At 63.3% G+C, this 15,705-nt stretch carries 16 protein-coding genes and 1 pseudogene; 5 read left to right on the top strand and 12 right to left on the bottom strand.

Annotated features, from left to right (window positions below; genetic code table 11):
- Positions 1 to 2: 2 nt before the first annotated feature.
- The 6 genes from M3484_RS12210 to pyrC all read right to left on the bottom strand — a co-directional run bounded on the left by M3484_RS12210 (position 3) and on the right by pyrC (position 6,360).
- Positions 3 to 749: an ABC transporter ATP-binding protein gene (locus M3484_RS12210; protein ID WP_249497067.1), complete on the bottom strand. Its 747-nt coding sequence runs from the start codon at positions 747 to 749 to the stop codon at positions 3 to 5.
- Complete coding sequence (locus M3484_RS12215; RefSeq protein WP_092898314.1) at positions 746 to 1,537, bottom strand: MlaE family ABC transporter permease; 792 nt, start codon at positions 1,535 to 1,537, stop codon at positions 746 to 748. The genes M3484_RS12210 and M3484_RS12215 overlap by 4 nt, the downstream gene beginning before the upstream one ends.
- 5 nt (positions 1,538 to 1,542) lie before the next feature.
- Positions 1,543 to 2,592, bottom strand: a complete 1,050-nt coding sequence (alr, locus tag M3484_RS12220) for an alanine racemase (RefSeq protein ID WP_249497068.1) — start codon at positions 2,590 to 2,592, stop codon at positions 1,543 to 1,545.
- Between the two features lie 177 nt (positions 2,593 to 2,769).
- Positions 2,770 to 4,275, bottom strand: a complete 1,506-nt coding sequence (locus M3484_RS12225) for a replicative DNA helicase (RefSeq protein WP_249497137.1) — start codon at positions 4,273 to 4,275, stop codon at positions 2,770 to 2,772.
- 263 nt (positions 4,276 to 4,538) lie between these two features.
- Entirely contained in the window at positions 4,539 to 5,216 is a 678-nt protein-coding gene (locus M3484_RS12230; RefSeq protein WP_092898310.1) for an orotate phosphoribosyltransferase, read from the bottom strand.
- A 100-nt stretch (positions 5,217 to 5,316) separates the two neighbouring features.
- A complete protein-coding gene (gene pyrC, locus M3484_RS12235) occupies positions 5,317 to 6,360 on the bottom strand; it encodes a dihydroorotase (protein ID WP_092898308.1) in 1,044 nt (347 codons plus the stop codon).
- Between the two features lie 80 nt (positions 6,361 to 6,440).
- Here pyrC and M3484_RS12240 point away from each other — a divergent pair, with 80 nt between their 5' ends.
- Positions 6,441 to 6,797, top strand: coding sequence for a GFA family protein (locus M3484_RS12240; protein ID WP_092898306.1), 357 nt, complete (start codon positions 6,441 to 6,443; stop codon positions 6,795 to 6,797).
- The gene (locus M3484_RS12245; RefSeq protein ID WP_249497069.1) at positions 6,794 to 7,201 is read left to right on the top strand and encodes a lysozyme inhibitor LprI family protein; all 408 of its coding nucleotides are present in this window, start codon (positions 6,794 to 6,796) and stop codon (positions 7,199 to 7,201) included. Before M3484_RS12240 ends, M3484_RS12245 begins: the two co-directional genes overlap by 4 nt.
- A 71-nt stretch (positions 7,202 to 7,272) precedes the next feature.
- On the opposite strand, the gene M3484_RS12250 is transcribed toward M3484_RS12245, so the two are convergent.
- Together M3484_RS12250 and M3484_RS12255 are read right to left on the bottom strand one after the other, a co-directional pair.
- Positions 7,273 to 8,196: a hypothetical protein gene (locus M3484_RS12250; RefSeq protein ID WP_249497070.1), complete on the bottom strand. Its 924-nt coding sequence runs from the start codon at positions 8,194 to 8,196 to the stop codon at positions 7,273 to 7,275.
- A 321-nt stretch (positions 8,197 to 8,517) separates the two neighbouring features.
- Entirely contained in the window at positions 8,518 to 9,750 is a 1,233-nt protein-coding gene (locus M3484_RS12255) for an acyl-CoA dehydrogenase (protein ID WP_249497071.1), read from the bottom strand.
- 94 nt (positions 9,751 to 9,844) lie between these two features.
- On the opposite strand from M3484_RS12255, the gene M3484_RS12260 reads away from it, so the two are divergent.
- Entirely contained in the window at positions 9,845 to 10,771 is a 927-nt protein-coding gene (locus tag M3484_RS12260) for a LysR family transcriptional regulator (RefSeq protein ID WP_249497072.1), read from the top strand.
- A gap of 218 nt (positions 10,772 to 10,989) precedes the next feature.
- Positions 10,990 to 12,996: an OmpA family protein gene (locus tag M3484_RS12265; protein WP_249497073.1), complete on the top strand. Its 2,007-nt coding sequence runs from the start codon at positions 10,990 to 10,992 to the stop codon at positions 12,994 to 12,996.
- 155 nt (positions 12,997 to 13,151) lie between these two features.
- Here the strand turns inward: M3484_RS12265 and M3484_RS12270 are convergent.
- Positions 13,152 to 13,259: pseudogene (locus tag M3484_RS12270) on the bottom strand (IS5/IS1182 family transposase); the annotation flags it as partial.
- A 141-nt stretch (positions 13,260 to 13,400) separates the two neighbouring features.
- Between M3484_RS12270 and M3484_RS24005 the strand changes: the two are divergent.
- Entirely contained in the window at positions 13,401 to 13,628 is a 228-nt protein-coding gene (locus tag M3484_RS24005; protein WP_502942458.1) for a transposase, read from the top strand.
- Positions 13,629 to 13,938: 310 nt separating this feature from the next.
- On the opposite strand, the gene M3484_RS12275 is transcribed toward M3484_RS24005, so the two are convergent.
- The 3 genes from M3484_RS12275 to M3484_RS12285 all read right to left on the bottom strand — a co-directional run bounded on the left by M3484_RS12275 (position 13,939) and on the right by M3484_RS12285 (position 15,550).
- Positions 13,939 to 14,322: a hypothetical protein gene (locus M3484_RS12275; protein WP_092898293.1), complete on the bottom strand. Its 384-nt coding sequence runs from the start codon at positions 14,320 to 14,322 to the stop codon at positions 13,939 to 13,941.
- 83 nt (positions 14,323 to 14,405) lie between these two features.
- Positions 14,406 to 15,161, bottom strand: coding sequence for a VOC family protein (locus M3484_RS12280; RefSeq protein WP_092898291.1), 756 nt, complete (start codon positions 15,159 to 15,161; stop codon positions 14,406 to 14,408).
- Between the two features lie 11 nt (positions 15,162 to 15,172).
- The gene (locus tag M3484_RS12285) at positions 15,173 to 15,550 is read right to left on the bottom strand and encodes a DUF1428 domain-containing protein (protein ID WP_249497074.1); all 378 of its coding nucleotides are present in this window, start codon (positions 15,548 to 15,550) and stop codon (positions 15,173 to 15,175) included.
- Positions 15,551 to 15,705: the final 155 nt, after the last annotated feature.

A 15,705-nucleotide genomic window follows, 5' to 3' on the forward strand; every position in this document is an offset into this window, starting at 1 on the left:
CCTCAGCGCAGGGAAGGGATCGGGCCTTCGGCGCGACCATGGATGAACTGTTGCACGTAAGGATCTGATGTCTCATCCATTTCAGTGACAGACCCTGTCCAGCGCACTATGCCTCCATGCAGCATCGCGACCTTGTCGGCAATGGCGCGCACGCTGGTCATGTCATGGGTGATTGTCATTGCGGTCGCGCCCATCTCACGCACGATCTCGCGGATCAGCTCATTGATCACCCCCGACATGATCGGGTCGAGACCAGTGGTCGGCTCATCGAAGAAGATGATCTCCGGATTGGCGGCAATGGCGCGGGCGAGGCCGACGCGCTTTTGCATGCCGCCCGAGAGCTCTGCCGGGAAGAGGTCGGCGACCTGGGGCCCGAGGCCCACGCGGCGCAGTTTCTCGACCGCGATTTCCCGCGCCTCGCGTTTGGGGCGTTTCAGGCTGCCGCGTAGCAGACGGAAGGCGACATTCTCCCAGACCGGCATCGAATCGAACAAAGCCGCGCCCTGGAACAGCATCCCGAACCGCGCCAGAAAGGCGTCGCGCTCGTGACGCGCCACATCCTGGCCGTCGAGCGTGATCGTGCCGCGATCCGGCTTGACCAGCCCCAGTACCGATTTCAGCATCACTGATTTGCCGGTGCCCGAGCCCCCGATGATCACCATGCTCTCGCCGCGCGCGATGCTCAGATCGACGCCGTTCAGGACCTGGTTGCTGCCAAAGGCCTTATATACGCCGCTGAGCTCTATCATGCCGAGAAGAAGGCCTCTGTAAGCAGGTAATTGGCGGCGAGGATCAGCACCGAGGCCGAGACCACGGCAGATTTGGTCGCAGCCCCCACGCCCTGGGCGCCACGCCCCGAATTCATCCCATGCCAGCAGCCCATCAGCGCCACGATGAAGCCAAAGACCGCACCCTTCACGAGGCCCGAGCCAATATCCCAGACCTGCAGGAAATCGACTGTGTTCCTGATATAGGTGGCCGAGTTGAAATCAAGCCGCGTCACGCCCACAAGCCAGCCGCCCATGATCCCGATGGAATCACCAACCGCGACCAGCACCGGCAGCGTCAGCACCGCAGCCAGCAGGCGCGGCACGGTCAGATATTTCATCGGATCGGTCGAAAGCGTGGTCAGGGCATCGATCTGTTCGGTGACCTTCATCGTGCCGATCTCGGCGGCGATGGACGAGGCCACCCGTGCCGCCACCATCAGCCCGCCTAAAACCGGGCCAAGCTCGCGCGCCATGCCAATGGCGACGATCTGCGGCACCACCGCCTCGGCCCCGAAACGGTTGCCGCCGGCATAGATCTGAAGCGCCAGCGCGCCGCCGGTGAAAATCGCGGTCATGCCCACAACCGGCAGCGAGAACCAGCCGATCTGCATCACCGCCTGACCGAACTCGCGCCAGTAAAACGGCGGCCGGAAGATATGGCTCACCGCCACCATCGCGAAAAGTGCCACCCGCCCGATCGCTGCAAGCAGCTCCAGCACCGGCCGCCCGAGTGCCGCCAGAAACGCCGCTGGTCGTCCGTTCAGCATCCCCGTCACCCGCGCGTCTCGAGATAACGGCGGCTGTAGCGCTTGCCGAGCCCGGTGAGGATCTCATAGCCGATGGTGCCGGCCGCATCGGCCAGATCATCGACCGACTGATGCGGGCCGAGAATATCGAGGCTTTTCGGGATCTCTTTCAGATGGGTGACATCGACGGTGATCAGATCCATTGAAACCCGGCCGATCAGCGGGCAGGGCGTGTCGCCATCCCACAAGACCGCATTGTTCGAAAGCCTGCGCGGCAGCCCGTCGGCATAGCCGGCAGCCACCGTGGCAATGACCGAGGGCATTTCCGGCTCCCATGAGGCGGCATAGCCGACCACTTCGCCGGGCATCACATCGCGGGTCTGGATCACCGGCAAAGACAGGGTCACAACGCGCTCGGCCATTTCAAACGGCCGCCCGCCATAAAGCCCGATCCCGGCGCGGGTCAGGTCAAAATGATATTTCGGCCCCAGCAGAATGCCCCCCGTGGCAGCAAAGCTGCGCGGCAGGCCGGTGCCATCGGTCATCTCATGGAAGGCCTCCAGCTGCGCCTGGTTCATGGGATGGTCCGGCTCGTCGGCGCAGGCGAGATGGCTCATCAGCATGACCGGGCCGGCCTCGATGATGATCGGCGCCACCGCCTGCCATTCCACCGGCTCAACGCCAAGCCGGTTCATCCCGCTGTCGAGCTGCACCCCGAACGGATGGCCCGGCAACGCCTCCAGATGGCGGGTGATCTGCTCGAGGCTGTTGAGCATCGGCGTCAGCTCAAGATCATTGAGCATCTCGGTGTCGCCGGCCATATGGCCCGAGAGAATATTGATCTGCGGTCCGGGCCCAAGCGCCTGACGCACCGCCGCGCCTTCTTCGGCGGCCGCGACAAAGAACCGCCGTGCCCCGGCCCAGGCCAGCGCCCGCGCCACCTTGCCAGCGCCCAGACCGTAAGCATCGGCTTTGACCACGGCAGCGGTCTGCACTTCGGGCGCGGAAAGACGATCCAGCGCGCGCCAGTTGGCGGCGATGGCGTCGAGATCAATGGTGAGGGACGATGTGGCCATGAGGATAACTTCCTGGCATCTGGAAATCTGGGGTCAAGGGGGAAATCGCGGCGCCTCTGGTCAGGCAGGGAGCCTCCGGCGGGGATATTTAAGGACAGATGAAATCGGCATTGTCTTTCATCTGTCCTTAAATATCCCGGGGGTGAGGGGGCAGAGCCCCCTCTGCGCCCTCAGCCATCAAAAGCCCCCATCCGGGCCGGCGCCGCCATCCCAGGGCCGGGCGAGGTTGCCAAAGCGGGTGAAACGGCCCTCGAAGGAGAGTTCCACCGAACCGATCGGCCCGTGACGCTGCTTGCCGAGGATGACTTCTGCCTTGCCATGGCATTGTTCCATGATCTGCTGCCAGGCCGCCATTTTCTCCAGCTCATGATCACCGGGCTTCTCGCGTTCTTTGTAATATTCCTCGCGATAGACGAACATCACCACATCCGCGTCCTGCTCGATCGAGCCGGATTCCCGCAGATCCGAGAGCTGCGGCCGCTTGTCTTCCCGGCTCTCCACCTGGCGCGACAGCTGTGACAGCGCGATCACCGGCACGTTCAGTTCTTTGGCGATGGCCTTCAGGCCTTGCGTGATTTCGGAAACCTCCTGGACCCGGTTCGCCTCTGAGCTTTTCGATGAGCCCTTCAGAAGCTGCAGGTAGTCGATCATCAGCACATCCAGCCCATGCGTCCGCTTCAGCCGCCGCGCCCGCGCTGCGACCTGGCTGATCGGCAGCGCCGGCGTGTCGTCGATATAAAGCGGGCAGCTTTCCAGCGATTTCGCGGCGTCGACGAAGCGGCGGAACTCGGGCTCGGTCATATCGCCGCGCCGGATCTGTTCCGACGGAACCTCGGAGGCCTCGGAGAGGATCCGCGCCGCCAGCTGCTCGGCCGACATCTCGAGCGAGAAGAAGCCGACCACGCCGCCCTCGACCGCGCCCTCATGCCCGTCGGGCTTGCGGCCGCGCTTATAGGCCTTGGCCACGTTGAAGGCGATATTGGTCGCAAGCGAGGTTTTTCCCATCGAGGGGCGCCCGGCGAGGATGATCAGGTCGCTCTCATGCAGCCCGCCCATCTTCTTGTCGAGATCGACCAGCCCGGTCGAAATCCCTGCCAGACCGCCACCACGCTGATAGGCGGCATTCGCCACATTGACCGCATCGGTTGCGGCCTTGAGGAAGCTCTGGAAGCCGCGCTCGGCCACCCCCTGTTCGCCCAGCTTGTAAAGCCGCTGTTCGGCCTCGGTGATCTGGGCGCGCGGCTCGGAGTCGATATCGATCTTGCCGGCGCGGTCGGCGATGTCTTTGCCGAGCTGGATCAGCTCACGCCGCACCGCCAGATCATAGATCATCTGCGCATAGTCGCGGGCCGCAAAGGCCGAGATCGCAGCACCCGCCAGACGCACCAGATAGGCCGCGCCGCCGAGTTCTTTCAGCCCCTCATCCTCTTCGAGAAACGCCTTCAGCGTTACCGGCGAGGCCAGGGCATTCCTCTGGATCCGCGAGGCGGCGATGTCAAAGATGCGGCGATGCACCGGGTCGTAGAAATGCTCGGTCTTCACCACACTGGCGATGCGGTCATAAATGTCATTATTGACGAGGATCGCACCGAGCAGCTGCTGCTCGGCTTCGATATTCTGCGGAAGCGCCTCTGTCGCGGCCGGCGCCGGCAGATCGCTGCGGATTTTCGCGACTTCGTTCATGATCACCTGCGCCCCATTAAGGGATCAGCTTTAGCCTGTCAGGGCGCGTCAGAGCAACCGCTGCACAGGTCTGTGGAAAAGTGACAGGATAAGCCTGCTCTGGCAGAGTGGCCTGGGGTATCTGAGCCTGAGCATACCATATCTTGCGTATCCTGTCTGGAGGAAAGACAGGTTTCGCGATTCGTATGTGGGCCTCGGCGGGGCCGGGGGGCGGAATACTGAAATATTATCCGCGTCCCGGGCCAGCCCGGCGGTTTCCCGCTCTACTTCGCGCGGGCCGCCTGCCAGCCACGCGGGTCATTGAGGAAGTCTTCGACACCCTCCAGCGTTTCCTGGTCGAAGGAGCCCTGAGCTTTCGCCTCGGCCAGCATATCCCACCAGGTGCAGAGCCAGGACAGGCTGACGCCATGTTCGGCCAGCCGCGCCTCGGTCTCTTTGAAAATGCCGTAATAGAAGATCACGGTCGTATGGTTGCAGGTGGCGCCTGTCTCGCGGATCGCATCGACAAAACTGAGTTTCGAGCCGCCATCGGTGGTCAGGTCTTCGACCAGCAGCACGCGCTGCCCCTCGGTCATGGTGCCTTCAATCCGGGCATTGCGCCCATAGCCTTTCGGCTTCTTGCGCACATAGGTCATCGGCAGCGCGAGCCGCTCGGCCACCAGTGCGGCGAAGGGAATGCCCGCCGTCTCGCCACCGGCGATATTGTCGAATGCCTCGAACCCGGCCTCGCGCATCACGGTCACCGCCATGAAATCCATCAGCATCGAGCGGATGCGCGGATAGGAGATCAGCTTGCGGCAGTCGATATAGGTCGGCGAGGGCAGGCCGGAGGCCAGGGTAAAGGGTTCGCGCGCATTGAAATGCACCGCGCCGATTTCCAGGAAGGCGCGGGCGGTGAGACGGGCGATCTCTTCTTTCGACGGGAAGGCGGCGGGGATCATTCTTTGCTCCTTTGCAGCGTCCTTCTGAGAAAATACTCCCGCCGGGCTTCTCCGACTGGCCAGAGGCGCCTCCGGCGGGAATATTCAGATCAGGAGGAAATCAGTTTTCGACCGACCAGTGGACAGGGAAGCCGGGGTTGAAGACGGTAACCGGGCCAGCGCCGGTTTCGATTTTTTCCGGGAAAGTGGTGGGGGCATCGCGTTTGGTGAGACGCAGCTTCGCCTCATTGACCGGCAGCCGGTAAAAGGCGGGGCCGTTCAGCGAGGCGAAGGCCTCGAGCCGGTCGAGCGCGTTCTCTTCTTCGAAGACATGTGCGAGGAGCGGCATCGTATTCGTCGCGGTGAAACAGCCGGCGCAGCCGCAGGCATGTTCTTTCAGCGCGTCGATATGGGGCGCGGAATCGGTGCCAAGGAAATAGCGCGGGCTGCCCGAAGTGGCGGCGCGGCGCAAAGCCTGGCGGTGTTTCTCGCGTTTGGCGACCGGCAGGCAATAGTAATGCGGTTTGATCCCGCCCACGAGGATATGGTTGCGGTTTATGATCAGGTGATGCGTGGTGATCGTCGCGGCCAGCGTCTCTCCACCTTCGCCCGCATAGGCGACACCTTCTTCGGTGGTGATATGCTCCATCACCACCCGCAGCTCCGGCAGACGTTTGCGCAGCGGATCCAGCACCGTGTCGATGAACACTGCCTCGCGGTCGAAAATATCGACTTCGGCGGTTGTCACTTCGCCATGGGTGCAGAGCGGTAGGCCGATCCCGGCCATTTTCTCAAGCACCGGCATGACCTTATCAAAATTCCGCACGCCGGAATGAGAATTGGTCGTGGCGCCCGCAGGGTAGAGCTTGACCGCTTTGATCAGCCCCGAAGCCGCCGCCTGCGCCACATCGGCGGGGTCGGTTTCCTCGGTCAGGTAAAGGGTCATCAGTGGCTCGAACGCCATGCCTTCGGGCAGGGCGCTCAGGATGCGGTCGCGGTAAGCGCTTGCGTCTTTCGCGGTCACAACCGGCGGCACCAGGTTGGGCATGATGATCGCGCGGGCGAAATCGCGCGCGGTTTCAGGCAGCACGCCCTTCAGCATCGCGCCATCGCGCAGATGCAGATGCCAGTCATCGGGGCGGCGGATCTCAAAGCTGTTTTCCATACCCCGCAGCTAGCCGAAACCGCGTGTCTTTGCCAGAGACTTCCGCCAGGATCGGGATGGATCGCTGAGGAGGGAATCCAATGGCCAGCCATATGGGCGGATGTCAGTGCGGGGCCGTGCGCTACAGTGTCGATGTCTCGCTGGAGGCGCCGCTGATCTGCAATTGCTCGCGATGCAGCCGGATCGGCGCGGTGCTGGTTTTCGCGCCTGCGGCCGGTTTTGCGCTGGAAAAGGGCGCCGGCGCCAGCACGGAATATCTTTTCCATGATCACGTCATCCGGCATTACTTCTGTAAGACCTGCGGGGTGCAAAGCTATTCCCTCGGCGCGATGCCGGATGGCAGCGAGATTGTGGCGGTGAATGCGCGCTGCCTTGACGGCGTGGATGGCCATGCGCTGGCGGCGCAGGCGAAACTGGTGGATGGAGCGTCGAGATGACACGATTTGCACTGATTGTTCTGATGGCTCTGGGGGGGCAGGCCGGGCAGGCGGCCGCTCAGGATGCCGATTGCGCGACTGCCATGGTGCAAGCCGATCTGAACGAATGCGCCGCAGCGGAATGGCAGGCGGCGGATGTGCTGCTGAACCAGCGGTATAAAGAGGCGATGGCGCAGTTGCAGGCATGGGACGCGGATCTGCCCGAGGCGCTGAAGGGCGGGCCGGCAGAACTGCGCGCGGCACAGCGCGCCTGGATCACCTATCGCGATTCCGCCTGTGCCGCCGAGGGATACGCGATGCGCGGCGGCAGTGCAGAGCCGTTGCTTGTCTATGGCTGCAAGGCGCGGCTGACCGAGGCGAGAACCGAAGACCTCGTGGGGCTTATCGAAGCAGGCGAGCACTGACAGGGTCTGCCGGCGGGCCGGTCATCCGGGGGCCGGCCTGAAGGCTGAAGTCTGAGCCTGTGGCTCAGATCTCAGCCTTCGGTCTCTTCTTGCGCGAGGAGTGCTGCGAGGCGCCGCTCGAATCGCGGGATCTGCTGTTCAGACAGAACCTGACGCAACACGCGGATCTGCCGTTTGCGATCACCCTTGGCCGAAATGGCGGTCAGGAGAGAGCGCACCCAGGCGGGTGAGCGGCGGCGCGCGCGCCAGAGCCTGGCGAAATCGGTCGGGGTCAGGGTGCCGGCCATCGCCGCCTGGATCACCTGATCGAGAACACCGGCGGGCATGCTGCGCTCGGGTTGCTCGCCGCCCCAGCGGGTATGGAGTATGGTGGTCCAGCTGCGCCGGAACAGCGCCGCATGGGCGTTATCGCCGGGCGAAAGCGGATCATGGATCAGCCAGACATGCCCGGCCCCTTCGGTCATATCGGGGGCATAGCCGTAGCGGCTGGTGAAATCGAGGCGCCGCTGCTCCAGGTGACGACGGTCCCAGCCCGCGATATCGGGGGCGAGCGTCGCACGCGGCGCCAGCAAAAGCGCCCGGGCCCCGGGGGCCGCCACGACATAAGAGGCGGCGGCGTAGCCTGCCGCGCCCGAGCCGTAAAACAGCACCTGGTCGAAATCGTCAAAAAAGGCGTCATCGACGAGGCGGTCGAAATAGCCCCAGACCTCTGGCGCGCGCCAGAAGGTCTCGCCGCGCGCGATCAGACACAGCAGCGACCAGCCATTGCGTTTTGCCAGATCCCATGCCGCGGGCATATTGCCGTCATTGGCCTCGATCTGTTCGGCACGTTCAAAGGTGACGAGCAATGTCGTGCCGGTTTCGGCAAAAAACGCCCAGTGGTTCGGGCCAAGCGGATCGAGATAGCCATCCTCATCAGCGACACGTTCCATCGCCGCCAGCCATTCAGTGCCGGGATGTGCCGGAAAGTTGTCGGCACTGTCGGGGAAGGACATCGTCACTCCTGTAGCATTAAGCTGCATTTTGTCGGGTCTGGCCGGGATATCTGGCTCAGATCTGGCTAAAGGTCAGGCCATTGAGACGCCGCAGGCATCACAGCGAACCACGTGCTGTCGAGTATCGGCAGTCGGGACGGTTGCTGCAAGGGATCACGCCGGAATGTGAACTCTGCATTCGTGAACAATCTGTTGTCGGACGGCTGCGCAATGTGGCGCGCGAGTCGCAGGGCAGGTCCTGTCGCGCCTGGGAAAGGCAAATGAAAAGGGCGGATCCATATGGATCCGCCCTTTGATGTCACTGACGCGGCAGCGCCGGGATCAGAAAAACGCCTGCAGCCCGGTGATGGCGCGGCCAAGGATCAGCGCATGGATGTCATGCGTGCCCTCATAGGTGTTGACGGTTTCAAGGTTCACCATATGGCGGATGACCTGGAATTCCTCGGAAATGCCATTGCCGCCATGCATGTCGCGGGCGTGGCGGGCGGCCTCCAGCGCGATGCCGCAATTGTTGCGCTTGATCAGCGAGATCATCTCGGGCGCGGCATTGGCCTCGTCCAGCAGCCGCCCGACGCGAAGGCTGGTCTGAAGACCAAGGCTGATCTGCGTCAGCATATTCGCCAGTTTCAGCTGGTAAAGCTGCGTCTGGGCAATGGGCTTGCCGAATTGCTTGCGGTCCAGCCCATATTGGCGCGCGGCATGGAGGCAGAATTCCGCAGCCCCCAGCACGCCCCAGGAAATGCCGTAGCGCGCGCGGTTAAGGCAGCCGAACGGCCCTTTCAGACCTTCGACATGCGGCAGCAGCGCATCCTCGCCGACTTCGACCTGATCCATCACGATCTCGCCGGTGATCGATGCCCGCAGGGAGATCTTTCCCCCCACCTTCGGCGCCGTCAGGCCTTTGCTGCCCTTGTCGAGCACGAAGCCACGGATCTTGCCGCCATGCGCCTCGGATTTCGCCCAGACCACGAAGACATCGGCGATCGGCGCATTCGAGATCCACATTTTAGACCCGTTGAGCACATAGCCATTCGCGGTTTTCTTCGCGGTGGTCTTCATGCCGGCGGGGTCAGACCCGGCATCGGGTTCGGTCAGGCCGAAACAGCCGATCCATTCGCCCGAGGCCAGTTTCGGCAGGTATTTCCGGCGCTGCTCTTCTGACCCGTAGGCGTAGATCGGGTACATGACGAGGCTCGACTGCACCGACATCATTGAACGATAGCCGCTGTCGATGCGCTCGACCTCGCGCGCGACGAGGCCATAAGACACATAAGAGGCGCCAAGCCCGCCATATTCCTCGGGGATGGTCACGCCGAGAAGGCCCATCTCGCCCATTTCGCGGAAGATCGACGGGTCGGTTTCCTCATTGCGGAAGGCTTCAATCACGCGGGGCTGCAGCTTGCCATCGGCATAGGCGCGGGCGGCGTCGCGAATGGCGCGCTCTTCCTCCGAAAGCTGGTCTTCGAGACGGAAGGGGTCCTCCCAGTCAAAGCGCGAAAGGTCCGGCGCATCCTTGGCTTTCAGTTTCGGGCGGGTGCTGCTGGCATCTGACATGGGCTGATCCTCCGGAATCATCTGCTGCCATATTGCATGGAAGGGCGCGGTCAGGGTATCGAAACTCTGTCACCGGATCATGAGGAAAACTCATATGCTGCCGCGTCGCTATCTGCCGTCAATCGCTTCGCTTACCGCGCTTGAGGCGCTGGAGCGGCTGGGCACAGCTTCGGCGGCGGCGGCCGAACTGTCGCTGACCCAGGGCGCGGTCTCACGGCAGATCCAGCTTCTCGAGGGACAGCTTGGCGCGCCCCTCGTCACGCGCGAACGCCAGCGGCTGGTTCTGACACCGGCTGCGCGGGATTATGTGGCAGAGGTGCGCAAGGCTATGAAATTGCTGTCAGATGCCTCACTGACGCTCAGGGCCAACCCGTCGGGCGGCACGCTGCATCTGTCGATCCTGCCGGCCTTCGGCATGCATTGGCTGGCCCCACGCCTCGCGGGGTTTGCGGCCGGGCACCCGGAGGTGACGGTAAACCTCTCGACCCGGCTTCGGCCCTTTGATTTCGATGGCACCTCTTTCGATGCCGCCATCCATTATGGCCGCGAAGACTGGCCCGGCGTGAATTACATGAAACTCATGGAGGAAGAGGTGATCGCGCTGGCGGCGCCCTCGCTGATCACGCGGCCGCTGACCGGGGCGGCGGATCTGCTGGCGCTGCCGCTTTTGCAGCTGGAAAGCCGCATGGGGGATTGGGGGCGCTGGTTCGGCTGCCATGATCTGCCGGGTCAGCGCCCGCCCGCGATGCTGTTTGACCAGTTCGCCACCATGGCCCAGGCGGCAGTGCATGGGATGGGTGTGGCGCTGCTCCCGACCTTTCTTGCAGCGGGGGATCTCGCTGCGGGGCGGCTTGTGCCGGCCTGGGGCGGGCCGGTCGCGGCCTCGGGCGCCTATTACCTCGTCTGGCCCGCCACACGCGCGGAACGCGCGCCGCTTACCTCGTTTCGGCGCTGGCTTGCTGCCGGGGGCGGCACGGGCGAGGGGCCGGGAGCAGCCGGGGACGCGACTGATATCCGATGACAGGCGGAACCCCGCTCCGGAACCTGCGTTGCTATCGCATAGCACGCCCTGTCCGGTGCAGGGTCAGAGGCTGAAGATACCGCGATTCCCGGGGCTTGTTCGGGGCATTGCCCGCAGTAGTATCCGGAAGAGTGTTCCGGGCTTTATGCGGGCAAGGATGCCGGCAGGGCCCCGGGACGCGGCGTCAGCATCAGGGCCAGGATCTCAGAGGAAGACCAATGCGCAAATTACTCATCTCCTCGACCGCACTCTCGGTCGCGCTGAGCTCGTTCCACACGCTGCCGGTCTATGCGCAGGAAAATGAGACAGAGACACAGGCTGAGATAGAAGCTCAGGCGGCGGAGGCTCAGGCAGCAGCAGAAGCACAGGCAGCGGCAGAGGCACAGGCTGCGGCGGAAGCTCAGGCTGCGGCGGAAGCACAGGCAGCGGCAGAGGCTCAGGCTGCGGCGGAAGCACAGGCTGCGGCGGAGGCTCAGGCTGCGGCGGCAGAGGCACAAGCTGCGGCGGAAGCACAGGCTGCGGCAGAGGCTCAGGCTGCGGCGGAGGCTCAGGCCGCAGCGGAAGCTCAGGCTGCGGCGGAAGCACAGGCTGCGGCGGAAGCTAAGGCGGCGACGGAGGCTCAGGCCGCGGCGGAGGCCCAGGCCGCGGCGGAGGCCCAGGCAGCAGCGGAGGCCCAGGCAGCAGCGGATGCTCAGGCAGCGGCAGAGGCTCAGGCAGTGGCGGATGCTCAGGCGGCAGCGGAGGCCAAGGCTGCGGCTGAGACAGCTGCGGCCGAAGCGGCAGAGGCCAGTGCCGCAGCCGCCAGCGATGCAGCGGCGAAAGCTGAAGCAGCCGAAGCTGCGACCCCGGATATCGAAACGCCTGAACCTGCTGTGCCGGCGGATGTCGCGGATGCGATTGAGCCGGCCGATGCCGTTAAGGCAGAGGTCTCCCCCGAAGCCCTTGCCAATGCGATCGACGTCCCGGTGCCGGAAGAGAAGGCGGTCAGCAGCCTCGCGGATATTCTCGGAATGCCGGAGGCACAGGCCGATGCGGGTGCGGAATCTGAGTCTGGCACGAATGCGGATGCAACAGCCCTCGCGGTGCCCGCTGTAGCGGCGGCTTCCTTCCTTGAAGGCGTCCCGGGCGGGGTGAAAGTTCCCGGCGAGGCAACCGGTACGGACACGGTGACTTCTGCGCCGGGCGCAGGGGTGGGGACCCCTCCGGCGACGGGTGTTGCACCGGTTTCGGTGGTTGATGCGATCATCACCGAAGCCAATACCCGGACTTCGGTCAATGAATTTGCCGCCGCCCCGGTCGCGGTCGGCAAAGGCAAGAAATCCGGCCTCTCGGATCTCGAGAAAGTCGGTCTGCTGGCGCTGGGCGCGCTTGCGGTGGGCACCATCATCAATGGCGGTAAGAAGGATGAACGCCGCGTTGTCAGCAATTCCGGCGACCGGGTGGTGGTCGAGAATGCGGATGGCTCTTACGTCGTCTATAAGGATGACGATGCCGTGCTGCGCCGCCCCGGCGTGCGCACCCAGACCGAGAGCTTTAATGACGGCTCGACCCGCACGGTGGTCAGCCGCGCCGATGGCACCCAGGTGGTGACGATCCGCGACGCGTCCGGCAGGGTGCTGCGCCGTGCCGCCTATGATCAATATGGTCAGGAAGTGCTTCTGATCAATGATCTGGAGCCGGAACAGCCGATCATTGTGACACAGCTGCCCAAGCCGCGCCCGGACCGGGTGGTGATCTCGACCTCTGACCAGAACGCGGCGCTGAAGGCGGAAATGGCAGCGCTGGAGGTTGAAGGCCTTGGCCGCAAATTCAGCCTGCGCCAGGTGCGTGACATTCCGCAGGTGCGGGCCCTGGCGGCGACGGTCGAGGTGGACAGCATCACCTTTGACACCGGCTCATCGGTGATCAATGCGACCGAGGCGAAGAAGCTTGCCGATCTTGGCCGGCTGATGCAGCAGTTGCTTGCATCGAACCCGGGCCATGTCTTCCTGATCGAAGGCCATACCGACGCGGTAGGCTCGGCGAGCTCTAATCTGCTGTTGTCAGACCGGCGGGCAGAGAGCCTTGCGCTGGCGCTGACTGAATATTTCGGCATTCCGCCGGAAAATCTCGTGGTGCAGGGCTATGGGGAGTCTGAGCTGAAGATCCGGACCGAGGCGGCAGAGCGCGCCAATCGCCGGGTTCTCGTGCGTCTGATCACACCGCTGCTGCGCAATGCGGGCTGAGACAGATGACCAGATCAAAGGTCTGACTAAGTCTGATAAAGGCCTGATCTGAATGATAAAGCCGCGCTGAAAGCGCGGCTTTTGTCTTTGTTCATCCGATCCACAGTATTGCAAAAGTCTGCCGTTGACAGGATGTGCCCCTTTTCCCGCTGATCTCACGCCACGCGCATGATCTCCGCCGTGCCGAGCGCATTGAAGTGGTTCATGAGCGCAACGCGGATCTGCACCTCGGCTGTTTGACGGTCCGGATCGCGTGAGGCTATGCATGAAGGCTAACCACGGGATGCCCCGTGTGAACCCTGCTCGATGGGGATTTCTGCAACAATGCCGATCCGACAGTCGGTGACCAGGAGCGAAGGCCTCGAACATCGTTTGAAATCAGTTTCGTATCAGTCTGACATAGCGTGGCGTTTAAAGACCATGCCGGGGATCGGGTCGATTGCTGCCATGGCGCCGAACATCGAGGGTTTGCGGCGCGGCTGCGACTTTGCGGCATGGTTCGGATGAGGCCTCGACAGCGGTCGTCCGGCGGCCAACAGGTCATGGGCCGCATGTCGAAAGTGACGCTGCGTGACATTCGACGGCCGTTGATCATCAGCGCGATGGCCGTTGTGTCAGCCGCCACGCGATAGGGGGAAACAAAGACCAAATGGCTTGTGACCATGTGGGAGAGAAAGCCCGGACCGCCGGGCGGCATAGCACCCGCCCGTAAAATGGCCAGAGCCGTTCGGGCTATGCTGACGCGGCCTCAGGGTTTCCGGAACCCTGAGGCAATCCTGGAAATACAGGCGCCGGGAGTGCCCAAGGGCTTCGGAGAATTTGAACACACCCATGAAAGTAAGGGAAAATGATCGTAAAAATCCGGATCCGATAACCACATCTCCCCAGAGAGAAGGGCAGCTTTGATTGTTGAATTAGACCAGATCCGCGACCTCTGCGCCATCAATTCCGGGATTTGCGGCAGCGATCCCCATCCGCCTCACCGCGCGCCAGGATCGCACCGTCCGGATCCTGCCCCGTCCTCATGCAGGGCTGCGCCATCACCACGCCAGCGATTTTACCGGAACGCCCGGTGAGGCCCTGGCCTGTTTCGCCAAATACCGTGATGGCCGGGACCTCTTGCTGACTGAAAGTCGCGCAGGAACTGACGGCAATTCTATCGAACGCGCAATCCGTCCCATCGCCCTGAACTGCAAAATGCCTCCGCGCCGGCCTGGACGCCGGGGCCGAAAACCGGGCGGTCAACGTCTCGATGGCCGACACCTGCAAGAGGAACGGCGCCGATCCATACGCCTTACTGGCCGGCACGCTCACCGCCATCGTCAATGGCCATCAGGAGAGGCCGGATCGACGATCTCCTGATGTGGAACTATGCCGCCAGGACGGGGCCACAGGGCAGCGCTTATGCCTCATCGCGGCCCGACGACCGCAAAACCCGCCCCGCGCGGGTCGCTTGCCATGGTGATCCAGGCGCCGCCCGGCACTTCGACCGGGCCATGCAGCACCTTGCCCCCCAGCGAGGGGATCGCAGCCGTCGCCGCATCAATCCCGGGCACCCCGAAATAGGGCAGCCAGTGCGGCGGCACGCCCTCCATGCCCAGCATCCCCATCATGCCGCCAATATCGCGGCCATCATGCGAGAAAAGCTGATATTTGCCATCCGGCCCCATATCCATCGCATCGGTCGCGCTCCAGCCAAGCAGGGCGGCGTAGAACTGGAACCCGGCCTCAGGGTCCGAAGAATGCAGCTCGATCCAGTTGCCATGACCGGATCTGGCCTGGTCGAAGGCATGGCCGGGCGTGCCGTCTTCGGGCTGCAACAGACCGAAGACCGCGCCCTGAGGGTCGACGAGGATCGCGTAACGGCCGGTGCCGGGAATGTCTTCTGGCGCGCGATGAACATTGGCCCCGAGAGCTTTGGCTTTGGCGACCACATGATCGCAGTGATCAACCGCGAAATAGATCATCCAGAATTCCGGCATCGGGCTGTCGGGTGTCATCAGTCCGGCAACCATCGCTCCGTCTTTGGTGGCAAGGCCATAGTCAAAGCCCTCCATTCCGGCATCCTGGAAGGTCCAGCCCAGCAGCGGAGCGTAAAAGTCGCGTGCCGCCCCTGCATCCATGGTGCAGAGCTCGTACCAGCAGGGGGTTCCTTGCAATGTCATGGCTCAGATCCTCATTCTTCGACCAAAAGGGGCACAAAGCCGCCATAGATCATGCGCTTGCCGTCAAAGGGCATGGCTTCGGGCTTCATGTCGGGATCGCTTTTTGACCGCGCCTCCATGGCAGCATAGGCCTTGTCACGGGTCGCTTTATCGGGCCAGGTCATCCAGCAAAACACCACGCTTTCGCCGTCCTGCAGATCCACAGCGCGCAAGAAGTCGGTTTGCTTTCCCGGGGGCACCTCATCCCCCCAGCCCGCCACAAGGGACAGCGCCCCGAGCGCCCTGAACTCGCCCCACCATTTCGCCTCATGGGCGCGGTAGGTCTCGCGATCCTCATTGCGGACCGGGATCAGAAAGCCGTCAATGTAACCTGGGGTCTGCTTTGCCATGATCAACTCCTCCGGATCACAGTTTGCATTGCCCGCATATGCTCCGGGTGATCGCCCCGAAACGCAAACGGAATATCAAAACACGGCCGAAAGCAGCGGGAAATGACCGGCGCGCCTGTTCCTCAGGGGGGCTGCAGCCCCCCCGGGGCGTCAGT

The organism is Pseudomonas sp. GX19020 (genome assembly GCF_023371075.1).
Taxonomy (GTDB): Bacteria; Pseudomonadota; Alphaproteobacteria; order Rhodobacterales; family Rhodobacteraceae; genus Pseudogemmobacter.